We start from the raw sequence: 13,887 nt of genomic DNA, 5'->3' as shown, positions 1-13,887 counted from the left end.
ATGATAATTACATTGTCGTTATTCACACCGGCATCATGCCGGACCATTACGCTGAGACAGTACGACCACGCCGTTGCATTACCCAAAGAGCAACCAGCGCAGCAATCAGTAATATCCCTTGAGGAATCAATGTTTCCAGATATGGATAGATCCCCAACCAACTGATTTCAGGTACGCCCGGTAGCAATGTCGGCTCAAACAATTTACCTTCAATTAGTTCAAGAACACTCTTACCGGCAAATACAAACGCCATTAGGTACATAAAGCCACCGGTAAACATAAAGAAGGGTTTGAGTGGCAATTTGACTACGGTAAAGCGCATAACCAGATAAGCTGCCAGCAAGAATACACAGCCAACGCCAAAACCTGCCAGAATCGACAAGTGGCCGCTAGTGGTACTGGCATCGCCCATCAGGGCCAGATAGAACAGTACAGTTTCAGCACCTTCGCGATACACCGCCAGGAAGCTTGTCAGCCATAACCCGACCATCGATCCACTACTGAGTGACTTAGAAAATTTCCCTTCGAGATAAGCTTTCCATTGCCGTGCTTCAGTCTTCGACAATAACCAGTAACTCATTGAGAACAGCATCACCACGGCAATCATCATGGTGAAACCTTCTAATAACTCACGACTTTGCCCTGAATTAGCAAATAACCACTGGAAGACGAAAGCGGTTAGCACGCTGGCGATTAAGGCCACTACGACGGATTGACGAATGAGTGGTAATTTATCCTGATGGTTGTTTTTCACCAGATAAGCCACTATCGCGGCAACAATCAGTAAAGCTTCCAGCCCTTCACGCACAATAATCAGCAGGCTGTAGATGAACAGACTCCAGTTGGTTTCATCCCCCCCACCCAGCATCTCTACAGCACTGGCCAAATCCTTTTGCAACGCAACTGCTTCGGCTTGTAACTGTTCGACTGGCTGACCGGCTTTCATCAGACTGACTAAACGAGTGAAATGCCCCTCTAACGTCGATTTAAATGCAGCATCACGTGAACCAACTTTATTCTCCATGCCACTGGCTTCGAACAAATCAAAGTAGGTATCCTGTACAGCCATCATTGCCGGTGTAGTCTGCCCCTTTTGGTACTGACTGATAGCATCGCTGATGGCCTGATTTATCTTACTGGAAACCGCCGCCCAATCGGCATTAGCTTGTCCGTCAGAATTAGCAGCCGATGCCGAAGATTGCCCAACGTTGGCTTGATCTGCGGTGACTGGTTGCTGTTCACGCGTTGTGGGTAAGCCTGGCAGGGTGTCTTCGATAGTTTGCAGTAAACCAGTGACACGATAGGCAACTTCCGTTATTTGGTCTGGCTTGCGGGTGAGATCGATTAATGCGGTAAATTGTTGGTTAATTGCCGCCGCTGCTTGTGCGGAACGATTGCCCCGCACTGACATTTCCATTTCAGAGTTTTTAAAACCCTGATAATGAGCCTGTTGCACGCTTTCGCTGGCCGCGGCGAACTTCCCTTCTTGATATTCGCTTATGGCTTGTGCCAGTAAGTCATCAATGATTTTGAAACTCTGCTGCCAGTACAGTGCAATTTCACTGTTTTCATAGGCTGCATGTTGCTGTTCTGCATTAAGTTTATGCCCATCGGTCAGTATAGGCAGTACCGCAGTGAGTTCACTTTTAAGCCAATTAATTTTATTATCAACTTCCGCTTGCGGTTTGCCCTCCCCAATCATGCGCCGGATTTCGCCAAAAGCGGCTTCCATCTGGTAACTCTTCTGGGCAGATATATTGATACGAATCGGGCCTTCGAGGTTTTCGAAAACTTCAAAGTACGCCATCTGCACCGTAGTACGGGCTTCATCATTGTTCTGTTGTTGGTACAACTGAGACGTTTTATCGAGACGGGATTGGATATCATTAACCAACTGCGGGTAATCCGTCGCAGCCCAGGCTAATGAGGCTGATAGCCACCAACAGCAGCAAAGCAGAAAGAGTTTGTGCCAAGTTCGCATAATATGAGTAACGCACATGAAGTTGATAATGAGATTTATTAACATTAACACTAAACAAAGGAAATGTGTCTTGATCCGCATCAAAAAATATTTAGTTTATTGAATTTTTGTTTAAAAATGCGGCGCACTACGCAATTTCTTCTTAGGAAAGCGCAAAAAAATTCAAATAGCAGGTTTTTTATTCGCTGGTTCTGAGGGGACAAGAGTAGAAAATAACCTCGCCTGCTGCGGAAATACCACAGGCGTGCATAACCTAATTCCGCAGACAGGCATTTATTTAAGTGAAATTTAATCTGAGTAAAATATTAAATAACCAATTTAATTCATGTGGTCGCCAGTAATCTATTAGAAGAAATATTTAAATCTGGCACGGACACCATAGCGGTCATCGTTTTCAGCATTAACCACTTTATTATCAGGTGACACTTCCAATTTAGACCAGTAAGCACCAAGGTATAAATTAAAGTTATTCATATCCATGATATTGGCAATTTTATAGGAGGTGTGGATCGTGTGAACATCATATTTATCAGGCGAGGTTAATATCCCAGAGGTAACTACCCCTGCATTTGCACTGTTGAAATATTCGATATCATTGTGTGCGTAAATATAACCAATTTCAAAATTTCGCCATAAGATATTAGCCCCGGCACTGAAGTTCTTCTCATTGGTTGCATCCATATAAGCTGAGCTCAGATTAGCGACAATACCATTCTCAGGATCTTTATCCTGATTATTCCAAGTGAATGTTGCCCCATAGCCATTACGTTTCGATTGGTCCTGAAACTGGCCCTGATCATCACGATAACCATAGGCATTACTGATAACGTTACTTTCCATTGCTATAGCCGCAGAAAGGCTATCTTGTTTCCACGAAATCACCGGACGAACATATGCCACATTTTTTTCATTTTCCAGCGTATTACCATGATAAGTATTATTGGCAAATAACGTGGTTCCGTCTTTTAGAATGGTGTTAACTTCAAAATACCAGTTACCCAGAGTTTTACTGACCAGGAAGTTACCCCCATTGTTGCTGCGCCCACGGCCTTCTTTCATCATATAGATGTAACCATAGCCATCACTGTAAAGATCATTCGCAGTATTACCTGAGTGTTGGACAAACGTATCCTGATTCAGTGGGAACATATCATAGGCTTCAAAGCGACCGACTTTCACCTTCCAATCTTTCTCATGACCAAAGAAGAAGGCTGCATCATCGAGGTTCATATGACCACCAATATCAGCCAGTGGCTGTACAGTGAAACCCGCGAAATTGCCATTACTCATACGTCGATAACCATCCAGACCGATCAGTATTCTGCCATTAATATCCCATTGCTCTCTGCTCCCCGCTTTCCAGTCTTTATTTGCACTGGTGCGTAGAGAAGTGAGCTGCCCACTTTTACTGGCAGCATCCATATTAATCTCAACATCACCGTATAATTTCAGATTCCCTTGCGGGGTCTCCCAGGACACTTCAGCGAATACAGGCAATGATAAAAGACTGGTAAGTCCAACCAGTATAAACTTATTCATAATAACCATCTCTATTTAGGATAATGTGAACTAAAGTATTAGGCTCTAAAAATAAAGGCGACACTCAGCCAACCCATTTTAAAAGAGTTAATGATTTATTTATTTTTATACCCAGAAGTATCTTTTTGGCAAATAACCAGCCATGGCTAAATATTCATATTTGACCTCAGTGCAATAGTTAATTTAAATATTTCTTTGAGTTACACAATGAATTTCATTTACCCAAGGCGATTTATCCTCGCTGATATAATAATACTAATTCATTGGTTAATTCACGGGCTAATAACGATGTCATTAAATGATCTTGAGCATGGACCATAATCAGTGTCATCGGTGTTTTGGCTTCCCCGGCATCTTGTTCGATAAGCTTGGTTTGCATCCGATGTGCGGCCTTGGTAAAGCCATCCGATTCCGATAACAGTGCATGCGCTTGAACAAAATCACCTTCACGGGCGGCTCGCAATGCCTCAAAACAAAGACTTCTGGCCTGACCGGCATTGACGATAATCTCCATTACGGCCTCTTCCAAATCAATCATTTCGCTCTACCTCATCAAAACCTTGATTATTTGCCGTTGCCGCAAACCATTCGCCACTTTTTTTCACGATACGTTGCTGCGTTTTCAAATCTAACTGAACAAAACCATAACGATTTTTATAGGCATTACACCATGACCAGTTATCAATAAACGTCCACATATGATAACCAAGGCAATGGCTCCCTTGCGCCAAAGCACGGTGAACCCATTTTAAATGCTCGGAAACAAACTCAATACGATAACTATCATCTATCTGACCGTTGTGGCTGAATCGCTGTTCATTTTCGACACCCATACCATTTTCTGAAATAAAACAGCGCGGGTTGCCGTAGTTTTTTCGCAAGTTGGTTAGGATATCGTAAATACCGGGTTCATAAATTTCCCAACCCCGGTGCGGGTTCATTTTGCAGCCTGGCATCTGATAATAATCGAACAACCATTCTGGCATAAAGGGGGCTTCTGGGTTAACCCGGCTATCGCGGCATTTAATTCTACGTGGCTGATAATAATTGATACCGAGTAAATCTACTTTACCCTCAACAATTAATTCACTGTCTCCAGGTTGGCAGGCAGGCAGTTGATCGTAATCTTTCAGTAATGCCGTTAGCTCAGCCGGATACTCGCCGCGTAATACTGGATCGAGGAAACTGCGATTAAAAAGCAAGTCGGCGATATTGGCCGCTTTTACATCCGCAGGATTTTCAGAACGCGGATACGACGGCGTGAGATTTAAAATAATGCCAATCTCACCACCTAACTCACGTTGGCGATATTTTTTCACCGCCAAAGCATGAGCCAGCACGGTGTGATAAGCCACTGTGGCCGCCCGTTTGAAATCCACTATATTCGGATAATGGAAATCGTAGAGGTAGCCACCTTCGACTGGCACGATTGGTTCGTTGAAGGTAAACCAATGTTGTACCCGGTCACCAAATAAACGAAAACAGGTATCGGCATATTCAGCATAGGCGTCCACCACATAGCGGCTTTCCCAACCCCCCAGCTCTTGCATGACTGTTGGCATATCAAAATGAAACAGATTGATAAATGGGGTTATCCCCTGTGCCAGCAGTTCGTCAATGACACCATTGTAAAAATCCACTGCCTGCGGATTCACTTCACCTCGTCCGTTGGGGATCAGTCGCGCCCATGAGATGGAGGTACGGAAACTGTTGTGATTTAACTGTTTCAACAAAGCAATATCTTGCTGCCAATGTTGATAAAACGTTGATGTCTGTTGCGGCCCAATCTGCTGATGAAAACGCCCCGGTTGCTTGTCAAACCAAGTGTCCCAAATAGTGGCACTTTTACCACCACTCAAGCTTTCACCTTCGGTTTGCGGGGCTGAACTGGCACTGCCCCACCAAAAATCATGTGGAAATTGATACTTCATCATACTCTCCGTAAAGATTAATCTAATCACGACTTAGCGGGTTTCGGCTGACTCAGCAAAACTCAGTTGTTGCTCTTTTTCCTGGTCGGCTTTCAGCAAGCTGCGCTCATAAGCTTTGAGGAATGGGTAGTACATCACCGCCGAGAACACCATACATAACAGACACATAACTACCGGACTAAACGCCCAGTTGGCAGCCCAGGACGCACCAATTGGCGCAGGCGTCGTCCACGGGGTTAATGACACAACTTGCGCTATCCACCCTAATTTGGTCGCGATATAGGCCAATGTGGCGTTGATCATCGGAACGAAGATAAAAGGCAGGAAGAACACCGGGTTCATGATGATGGGGGCACCAAATAGAATCGGTTCATTAATATTAAAGAAGCTTGGAACTATCCCCATTTTGCCAATAGTGCGCAGATGAATGGCTTTGCTGCGTAATAGCAGGAAGGCCAGCGGTAAAGTCGACCCCACACCACCGATCAATAGATAGTGATCCCAGAAACCTTGCAGATAGATATGAGGTAACGGCGCTCCGGCAGCTAAAGCCGCTTGATTCAGCGCTAAATTGGTCATCCAGAACGGGTTCATGATACCGGTGACAATCAATGCGCCATGGATACCGGCGAACCACAAAATTTGGCATAACAGAACCGACAACAAAATGGCAGGCAGCGAATCTGAGGCAGAAACTAAAGGTGCCAACAGGTGCATAATCGCTTCTGGAATAATCATTCCTGTGGAGGATGCGATAAATAAATTCAGTGGATGCAATGTCGCAACCACTGCCACTACGGGGATCAGAATTTCAAAAGACCGTGCAACCCCGGTCGGCACTTCTTTCGGCAGGCGGATAGTAATATTGTGGCGTTTGAGGAATGCATACAACTCAGTGGAATACACCGCGGTAACGATGGCGGTGAAAATCCCTTGCCCTGAGAAATATTGGGTTGAAATGTGCCCATCAGCATAAGGTGCTGCTACCAGCAAAAAGGACATCAATGCCAGCAGACCGGTCATGATTGGGTCCAACTTATATTGCCGCCCAAGGCTGGCACCAATCCCCACCGAGATAAAGAAGGTCATCACCCCCATGCTGAGATTGAAAGGCAACATCAATTGCTCGCGATAGGTACTCGAGAAGTTTAACCAACCACGGGCAAAACCCCATGTGGTGTCCGCAGAAAACGGCGGGAAAATGAACACCAGCATAAATGAGCCAATAATCATAAACGGCAGTGCCGAAGTAAACCCGTCACGAATGGCGATTATGTATTTCTGTTGCCCCAGCCGCCCAGCCAGTGGCGTAATGGTTTGCTCTATCATTCCAACCATTGCTTGGTAAAGAGAACTCATTGCAGATACCTTTTATTTCACTGCATTAATAAGAGATAAGGCGAAGTCGAGCACCTTATCACCGCGTTGCATACCGTAATCCATCATGTCGATAGTCATCACCGGGATCCCTAACGGCTCAGCGATTGCCGCCAAATCACGTTGCATATATTTCACCTGTGGCCCCAATAGCACAACCTGATAGCGGCTGAACTGTTCATTGAATTCACTGGCACCGAAAGCATCAATCTGAACCTCAAGTCCGCGCGTTGCTGCCTCAGCCAACATTTTTTTCACTAACATGCTGGTAGACATCCCGGCGGAGCAGCACAACATTATCTTTTTCATTACGTATCGCCTCAGAGTGATTTGGTCATATTGAGCCTCATTGGAAACAAAATGGAAACCGGTTTCCATGCAAACGGAATAGATATGAGAGCGCGCTCAAATATTTAACCACTGAAAGATATGCAGTTGTGAAAGACGTCACAAAAAGCTAAGCACTGGGAGCTGTTTTATTGGATACTCCTTGGTAACAACGGTTTCCGTTATGATGATCGCGGTATAGAATAGATGCAGTAAGACTGGAACCAAGGAAATAGGGAACTGACCAGGCCCTCTGGCCATTGATCAGATAAAGTGGAGTGAAGTTATGTCGACTATTAATGATGTATCGCGGTTAGCCAACGTATCTAAAGCTACAGTGTCCCGGGTGTTAAGCGGTTCACGCGGCGTCAAGGAAGAGAGCCGTCTGGCGGTGATGAAGGCCGTTGAGACTCTGAATTATAAACCGAATGTCATCGCCCAGTTTCTGACTGCACAGTCAACCGGGTGTGTCGGTGTGATTTGCGCTACTGAACACATTCAACAAACAACCAGTTATCTGTTTGCCTTGGAAAAACAGTTCAGCCAGCATCAAAAGCATTTATTACTGCGTTTTGCCGACAATAGCATCGGGGTAGCAAATGCCATCGCTGAGCTCGCCAATGGTTTGTGCGATGCCATTATCATCATCGGGGCGCGCTTTGCGCTGCCATCTCATGATGAAAATATCATCATGATTGATTGTCTTGAGTCCTCTACCCCTAACAGTATTTTATTCGATCACTCATTCGCAGCAGAAACTGCCTGTCACTATTTGGTCAGTCAGGGCCGCCGACATATTGCGCTGTTAAATCATGCCTCTGGCACGGTGGCGGAACAGACGCTACTGGGTTATCAACGGGCGTTGGAGAATTACCTGATTCCCTATAACCGCAGTTTAGTGATGGGTAACGTTCACTCCTCTTCAGAGGCGTTGCAGACACTATTGAATAACGGTGCACAATTTAATGCGCTGTTGGTAATGGATGAAATCGAAGCGCAAAAGGCCATCTCGCTATTGCATGTCTTCAAGCGTACCGTTCCTGATAAAGTGATGGTTTTCAGCCTGGATGGTTCAGTGCAATTACCCGGTATCCCGGCAGTGCCAGCAATCGAGTATTCATTAGAAACATTGGCGAGAAAAGTGGTCGACTTAATTGATGCCCGCGCGGGTAAACATGTAAATCCGCAGGTTTTCCGGGGTAATTTGGTTGTTCCACATGGATTAATTGAGTAACGCTAGCCCTTTAGGTGGTAGATAATGCATAGCATTCAGACCGAATATGAAACTATCCGCGCATCTCTCAGTAATAGCGCGCAGGTCATCACCCTGCTGCATATTGGTCGTGATGCAAGCACGGTAATTACTGACCCGACGGGTGCTCAATGGCCACTTACCGTGGGTGATACCCATACAGCTCAGCGCTATTTTCGCCACAATCCGCCAACGGCTGATGAGATGGAAACCGCCATTATGGTGGTTGAAGATGAAGTTATCCGTATTAGCCCCGCGCTGAATAAAACCTCCCAATTAGTCACCACCGATAGCGAGATAGCCGAGATAGCTCAGCTCGCAGGTTTGCCTTTACAGAGCGAAATGCACTTATCGCTTGAGGCGGTAGAGCGGGTGTTTGACAGGCTGGCGGCGGTAATGATGGGTAGACCCGCAGCCTCTGAAGGGATACCGGCAGATAATGTGTTTGCCGCACGCTTGCTTATCCTGCGTGAGTTTATGCATCACTTGCAGTTCCCGGCGATTACGATATTGAAGTTGTAAAACGAGCATCAGTCATCAGCGCCGCCACAAGGCGCACTGCCGATGAGATTATAACTGATGGGGTTAAAGCGGGTTGAACACTGACAGTGGCTGTTTTCGCAGCACACTGCCAGGCTCGTTTTAGCGTTTTTCTTCTATCAATACAGCATGTTATTTGCGGGCTTTAGGATCCAGATTATCCGCAGGCAATTCGCCCGGTAAGTAATCAGGCAAGCGGCCTGCTGGGAAGATAGCCAGCAGTGATAGCAACGCCATAATCAGTAAGCCAAATTTCAGCGCTCGTAAACGTGCCTCTTCATTGACTCGCACCGCTTCGGCAACCTGTTCAGGTGTCGCCGTCGTCTGAGCTAACACACCTTGCAGGCGGTCATTGCTGACGAAGTTGATGCTGTCCATATTGATCTGAGCCTGAATTTCTGGCGTCAGAATTGGCGTTTCAGCCACACCACGCAGCACGTTAGCACTGAGCAAACCGACCAACAAAGCACCGGCAACCGCAGTACCGATGGCATTTGCCAGGTTGTTAGTCGTACCACGCAACGAACCAACATCGCCTGCCAACTCTTTCGGTGATGCACTGACTAATACGTTAAACAGCAAGGTCACCAATGCGCCCTGTGCCAGACCGAATACCACCAGGCCGAACAGTACCGCGAACTCACTCCAGTTATTGCGCACCACGAATGCCAACCACAACAGGGCGATGGTACAGGTGATAAAACCATAACGGCCGATTTTGCGTGGTGTCAATTTCTTGTAGAAACGGACTATCAGCATCGCGGAGAAGAACACTGACAAGTTAAATGGCATCATGGCAATCGCTGTTGCCATCGGGGTACTGCCCTGCACTATCTGGATATACAACGGAACTGAGAAGTTCAACATCGCTTCCAGTGCGACCACGGCAAACATAGCGAATACTGCCGCTTTTTCCGTAGATGAGGTAATCACTTCCAGTGCCAGTAACGGTGTTTTACCTTGTTCCTGACGGCGACGGGTCCAAACCACAAACGCCTGACCCAACACAATACCCAATACAATCATGAAGGGCGCGGGTGAGAAGCCTAACAAATCAAAGGGCGCACCATCACGCACCAGACCGAAGCCCCAGCGGTTCAGGTTATTAAAACCAAACGACAGCAGAATAATCGCCGATGCCGCCAGTACCACCCCAAACACATCGATGCCCACTTCAGGACGACCGTTATCAGATTTCAATCGGAAGCTCAGCACAAAGATCACGGCTGATAACACAATCAAAATACCGAACGCTGGACGCCAGCCGATATAGGTACCCAGGACACCACCGATCAGAAACGCCGCGACACCCGCACCGGCTCGAGCTGAGCCTAAAGCGCCGAGCGCCGTCGCCTGTTGTGTACCACGGTAGTTTTCAGCGATCAAAGCGACCAGAGCTGGCACCAAAGCCGCCCCCGCCAAGCCACTTAATGCTTGCGCACTGATCATTACAGTAACATTCGGGCTGAATGTCATCATGACCTGCGCGATACCAAACAGCAGTACTGTGCTGCGAAATACCACCAGCGGCCCAAAACGTTGGTTGAGTTTGGCACCCAACATCACGAAGCCCGCAACAGATAATGAGTACATAACAATCGCGGTGGCGATGGTGGTGGGTGGCACATTAAAACTTTTTACCATCCCACCCAACGCGACCGGTAGGGAGGCAACGTTGAATGACATCAGAATCTGGGCTAATGCGATGGTTATCATCGGCACCCAGGATTCTTTAACTTCCGCGCCAGCGCGGTGAGTTGATTGATTCGCCATAAATTCTCTGTCCTTTTGACATGTATTCTTGTTTTCGAGCCCTTTGGCTTGCGAGATAATTTCGTCTACCAAGTGCTCTCGTTCTTAAATCAACCTTGCACACGAAACAATATGACTGTCAGCGCAATGCTCAGATCGTGTAACTCAACTCTTTTCGGTGTAAGGCTCAGAAACAAACATGTCCATCCCAAGACTACGTGATAAGAACCGGGCAGCCAGTTGCCCTTTAACGCTGTTACCCGCACTGTCGAGTAGCGGTGCAAACGTCCCTAACCCCCCCTTTCCAGGTGACACTGTCACAATTCCACCACCAATACCGCTTTTGCCCGGCAGACCAATGTCATAAAGCCAGTCACCAGACGTTTCGTACAACCCTGCTGTTACCATTACCGCTAATGCGTAATGACATACATCGTTGTCCACCACCCGCTCGCGAGTCAGTGGGTTAACCCCACCATCAGCCAGTGTCGCGCCCATCACCGCAAGATCTTTGGCGCTGACATTCAGCGAACATTGGCGGGTATATAAGTCGGTAGCAATAAGAGGATCGCACCCCAGACGGCCATAACCATGCAGCACATTAGCGATACCACGGTTACGGAAGTTGGTTTCACAGGCAGATTGATACACTTCTTCGTTTAGTGTCAGCTTGCGTCCGGCAAAACGGCACAATCCGTCATAGATGAATTTCCACTGCTCATCACTGGTTGATCCAGGTACCAGACTGGTGGTGGCAATCGCACCGGAGTTCACCATCGGGTTAGTGCGGCCATCTGGCGTGCGTTCAATCGCAGTAACGGAGTTAAATGCCATACCGGTGCTGTTCACGCCCAGTTTTTCACGTGCGACTTTGGCTCCGATAGCCTGACAAACCAGTGCAAACACAAAGGGTTTGGAGACACTCATGATGGTAAACTCAACATCTACATCACCGGCAGAATGCACTTTACCGTTGGTGCCAACCATGCAGACGCCAAACAGATTCGGCGCAACGCGTTCCAATGCAGGATAAACGCTAGAAACTACACCTTCGGTATCTGCACCAAAACGTTTATGAGCTTCTTGCACCAATTTAACCACAGTGTCTGGGTCAGGTAGATGCCCGGTGGATACGTAGTCGATAATTCCATTCTTGCTATCATCTGTAGGCATATTCGCTATCTCCCGTTTACCTTTTGTTTATTTTTCTGTCTTTTTTTTTGCCTCTACCGCTTATTTTAGGCGACAGTAATACTTTCACATTTTAATTTATATAAAATGGTAATAATGAATCCTGACTTCTTTCACCTTTGGTTTTATCAATTAATCATGAAATTCTTAAGCTAAGATAGCTTAGGTTTAGAAAGCTGTATATCAGTTGTTTTCAATATATTGATTATTTTTGGTCAGACGAGAGAACAACGATACTATTGCAGTATCATGACATTAGCGATATGTGATAGGCGTAATGACGTAGGAATGATTTAATTAGCGGTAGTAGATTAGTAGGTAAGCTGACATTAAATTAGCATAATAGTGAGTGATTACTGGCAAAGTGTTGGGGAATAATCGCCACAGGGAAAGTGAATGTAATAAGAATCCGCCTGGCCTGCGGACTCTTATTATTAGTTTATTCCTATCGACTGCTGTTCTTTATACCAAGACCCATGCCAACCATACCAAAGCAAATCCGGTTAGCCCCATCAGCGTCGTCAATACTGTCCAGGTTTTTAATCCATCAGCGACGGAAAGCCCCAGATAACGTGTTACCACCCAAAATCCAGCATCATTAACATGGGATGACCCCAAGCCACCAAAACACGCCGAAAGGGTCACCAATACTAACTGCATGCTATCAAGCCCGGTAACTGCTTGGGTCAGCAAACCACTGGTAGTCAGGATTGCTACGGTAGCCGAGCCTTGAGAAGCACGTAACGCCAGCGAGAGCAGAAAAGCCGCGGGAATTAAAGGCAAGTGGATAGCTTCCAGTGAAACCGCCAATGCTTTGCCAACACCAGACTCAACCAGAACCTTACCAAAAGCGCCACCAGCGCCAGCAACCATAATGACCGCCGCCGACGTTGGAATAGCATCCCCCATAATCTGTTCTATTTTGTCCTTGCCCCAGCCACGGCGAATACCCAACAGATAGGTTGCTAACCCCAGAGCAATTAACAATGCAATGGCGGGCGTACCGATAAGCACGATAACTTCTCGCAGCAAGCTCTCTTCAGGCAACTCGGTGGCAGCCAACGAACCTAGCATGATCAAGGCGATGGGAATAATGATAAGTGAAGCAATTAACCCCGCCCCCGGGATTCGGTCGCGAATATCCTTTGCCGGTTCAGCAGCAATCCCGGTTTCAGGTTTTGCCAACTGCAACTGCTCCAATACGTCAATTGAAAGCGCATAGTTACGGCGATTCATACTCTTCGCGACCCAATACCCTATCAGCCCGACCGGAATAGAGATAAGGATGCCAATCATCATTAGCCGCCCCATATCCGCACCCAATAGCCCAGCCGCCGCTGCTGCTCCCGGATGAGTTGGCAAGGCCACATGTACTGTTAGCATGACCCCGGCCATAGGCAGGCCAAATTTAATGGGTGATACTTTAGCAACTTTAGCGAAACCATAAATAAGCGGGATAACAATGATAAAGCCAACTTCAAAAAATACCGGGATCCCCAAAATAAAGGCAGTCAGGGTTAATGCCATGACCGTGCGCTTGATCCCCAATGAGCCAGTAAATCGTTGAGCCAGAGATTCCGCACCACCGGAGGCTTCAATCAGCCCTCCCAGCATTGACCCAAGCACAATAATTATGGTTATCGAACCAAGCAATCCGCCCATACCGGACATAATCACTTTCATGATATTACTGACCGGAATACCTGTTGCTATTGCAACCAACAAACTGACAACCAATAGCGCAACAAAGGGATGGACCTTGGCTTTAATGACCAATATTAATAAAAGTAAAACGCTGGCAACAGCAATAGTCAGCAGTAGGGAGGTAGACATTATTTAAACCTCGATAACAAAAAATATTACATGGGTTGTTTGTTATGTGCTTATTGGCACTTTTCTATTAATTTTATTCTGAGCCACACCCGCCTAATGCGAGTAGCGAAGAAATAGCGCGCGGCCGCCAAACGACGTCACGATGTTTTCTCGACTCTGTAATT

The 13,887-nt window shown here is 46.7% G+C and carries 11 protein-coding genes; 2 read left to right on the top strand and 9 right to left on the bottom strand.

Going from position 1 to position 13,887, the window contains the following annotated elements; translation table 11 throughout:
- Positions 1 to 46: 46 nt before the first annotated feature.
- From Q2T71_RS08980 to Q2T71_RS08955, 6 genes are all read right to left on the bottom strand, one after another.
- Complete coding sequence (locus Q2T71_RS08980; RefSeq protein ID WP_372558841.1) at positions 47 to 1,981, bottom strand: FTR1 family protein; 1,935 nt, start codon at positions 1,979 to 1,981, stop codon at positions 47 to 49.
- 345 nt (positions 1,982 to 2,326) lie between these two features.
- On the bottom strand, positions 2,327 to 3,529 hold the full coding sequence (locus tag Q2T71_RS08975) for a carbohydrate porin (protein ID WP_372558840.1): 1,203 nt from the start codon (positions 3,527 to 3,529) through the stop codon (positions 2,327 to 2,329).
- Positions 3,530 to 3,752: 223 nt separating this feature from the next.
- Positions 3,753 to 4,058 carry a PTS lactose/cellobiose transporter subunit IIA gene (locus Q2T71_RS08970; RefSeq protein WP_083159078.1) on the bottom strand — a complete coding sequence of 102 codons (306 nt, stop codon included), beginning with the start codon at positions 4,056 to 4,058 and terminating at the stop codon, positions 3,753 to 3,755.
- Complete coding sequence (locus Q2T71_RS08965) at positions 4,051 to 5,451, bottom strand: glycoside hydrolase family 1 protein (protein WP_372559888.1); 1,401 nt, start codon at positions 5,449 to 5,451, stop codon at positions 4,051 to 4,053. Before Q2T71_RS08965 ends, Q2T71_RS08970 begins: the two co-directional genes overlap by 8 nt.
- 33 nt (positions 5,452 to 5,484) lie before the next feature.
- Positions 5,485 to 6,810, bottom strand: coding sequence for a PTS sugar transporter subunit IIC (locus Q2T71_RS08960; RefSeq protein WP_372558839.1), 1,326 nt, complete (start codon positions 6,808 to 6,810; stop codon positions 5,485 to 5,487).
- Between the two features lie 12 nt (positions 6,811 to 6,822).
- Positions 6,823 to 7,137, bottom strand: coding sequence for a PTS sugar transporter subunit IIB (locus tag Q2T71_RS08955; protein ID WP_042569652.1), 315 nt, complete (start codon positions 7,135 to 7,137; stop codon positions 6,823 to 6,825).
- A gap of 304 nt (positions 7,138 to 7,441) precedes the next feature.
- Here Q2T71_RS08955 and Q2T71_RS08950 point away from each other — a divergent pair, with 304 nt between their 5' ends.
- Entirely contained in the window at positions 7,442 to 8,389 is a 948-nt protein-coding gene (locus Q2T71_RS08950; protein WP_372558838.1) for a LacI family DNA-binding transcriptional regulator, read from the top strand.
- 24 nt (positions 8,390 to 8,413) lie between these two features.
- Complete coding sequence (locus tag Q2T71_RS08945) at positions 8,414 to 8,929, top strand: hypothetical protein (protein ID WP_372558837.1); 516 nt, start codon at positions 8,414 to 8,416, stop codon at positions 8,927 to 8,929.
- Between the two features lie 150 nt (positions 8,930 to 9,079).
- On the opposite strand, the gene Q2T71_RS08940 is transcribed toward Q2T71_RS08945, so the two are convergent.
- From Q2T71_RS08940 to Q2T71_RS08930, 3 genes are all read right to left on the bottom strand, one after another.
- Positions 9,080 to 10,720: an MFS transporter gene (locus Q2T71_RS08940; RefSeq protein ID WP_083159083.1), complete on the bottom strand. Its 1,641-nt coding sequence runs from the start codon at positions 10,718 to 10,720 to the stop codon at positions 9,080 to 9,082.
- A 144-nt stretch (positions 10,721 to 10,864) separates the two neighbouring features.
- The gene (gene glsA / locus Q2T71_RS08935) at positions 10,865 to 11,872 is read right to left on the bottom strand and encodes a glutaminase A (protein WP_372558836.1); all 1,008 of its coding nucleotides are present in this window, start codon (positions 11,870 to 11,872) and stop codon (positions 10,865 to 10,867) included.
- Between the two features lie 480 nt (positions 11,873 to 12,352).
- The gene (locus Q2T71_RS08930; protein WP_372558835.1) at positions 12,353 to 13,723 is read right to left on the bottom strand and encodes a GntP family transporter; all 1,371 of its coding nucleotides are present in this window, start codon (positions 13,721 to 13,723) and stop codon (positions 12,353 to 12,355) included.
- Between the last annotated feature and the right edge of the window lie 164 nt (positions 13,724 to 13,887).

This window comes from Yersinia sp. 1652 StPb PI (assembly GCF_041538345.1).
In the GTDB taxonomy this organism is placed as follows: Bacteria; Pseudomonadota; Gammaproteobacteria; order Enterobacterales; family Enterobacteriaceae; genus Yersinia; species Yersinia enterocolitica_E.
This window is presented reverse-complemented; position numbering and strand designations above follow the sequence as displayed.

What these genes read in the sequence shown, in the direction of transcription:
- Q2T71_RS08940 (WP_083159083.1), bottom strand. Translation starts at nt 10,720, where the DNA reads ATGGCGAATCAATCAACTCACCGCGCTGGCGCGGAAGTTAAAGAATCC.
- Q2T71_RS08975 (WP_372558840.1), bottom strand. Translation starts at nt 3,529, where the DNA reads ATGGTTATTATGAATAAGTTTATACTGGTTGGACTTACCAGTCTTTTA.
- Q2T71_RS08945 (WP_372558837.1), top strand. Translation starts at nt 8,414, where the DNA reads ATGCATAGCATTCAGACCGAATATGAAACTATCCGCGCATCTCTCAGT.
- Q2T71_RS08970 (WP_083159078.1), bottom strand. Translation starts at nt 4,058, where the DNA reads ATGATTGATTTGGAAGAGGCCGTAATGGAGATTATCGTCAATGCCGGT.
- Q2T71_RS08950 (WP_372558838.1), top strand. Translation starts at nt 7,442, where the DNA reads ATGTCGACTATTAATGATGTATCGCGGTTAGCCAACGTATCTAAAGCT.
- glsA (WP_372558836.1), bottom strand. Translation starts at nt 11,872, where the DNA reads ATGCCTACAGATGATAGCAAGAATGGAATTATCGACTACGTATCCACC.
- Q2T71_RS08930 (WP_372558835.1), bottom strand. Translation starts at nt 13,723, where the DNA reads ATGTCTACCTCCCTACTGCTGACTATTGCTGTTGCCAGCGTTTTACTT.
- Q2T71_RS08965 (WP_372559888.1), bottom strand. Translation starts at nt 5,451, where the DNA reads ATGAAGTATCAATTTCCACATGATTTTTGGTGGGGCAGTGCCAGTTCA.
- Q2T71_RS08955 (WP_042569652.1), bottom strand. Translation starts at nt 7,137, where the DNA reads ATGAAAAAGATAATGTTGTGCTGCTCCGCCGGGATGTCTACCAGCATG.
- Q2T71_RS08980 (WP_372558841.1), bottom strand. Translation starts at nt 1,981, where the DNA reads ATGCGAACTTGGCACAAACTCTTTCTGCTTTGCTGCTGTTGGTGGCTA.
- Q2T71_RS08960 (WP_372558839.1), bottom strand. Translation starts at nt 6,810, where the DNA reads ATGAGTTCTCTTTACCAAGCAATGGTTGGAATGATAGAGCAAACCATT.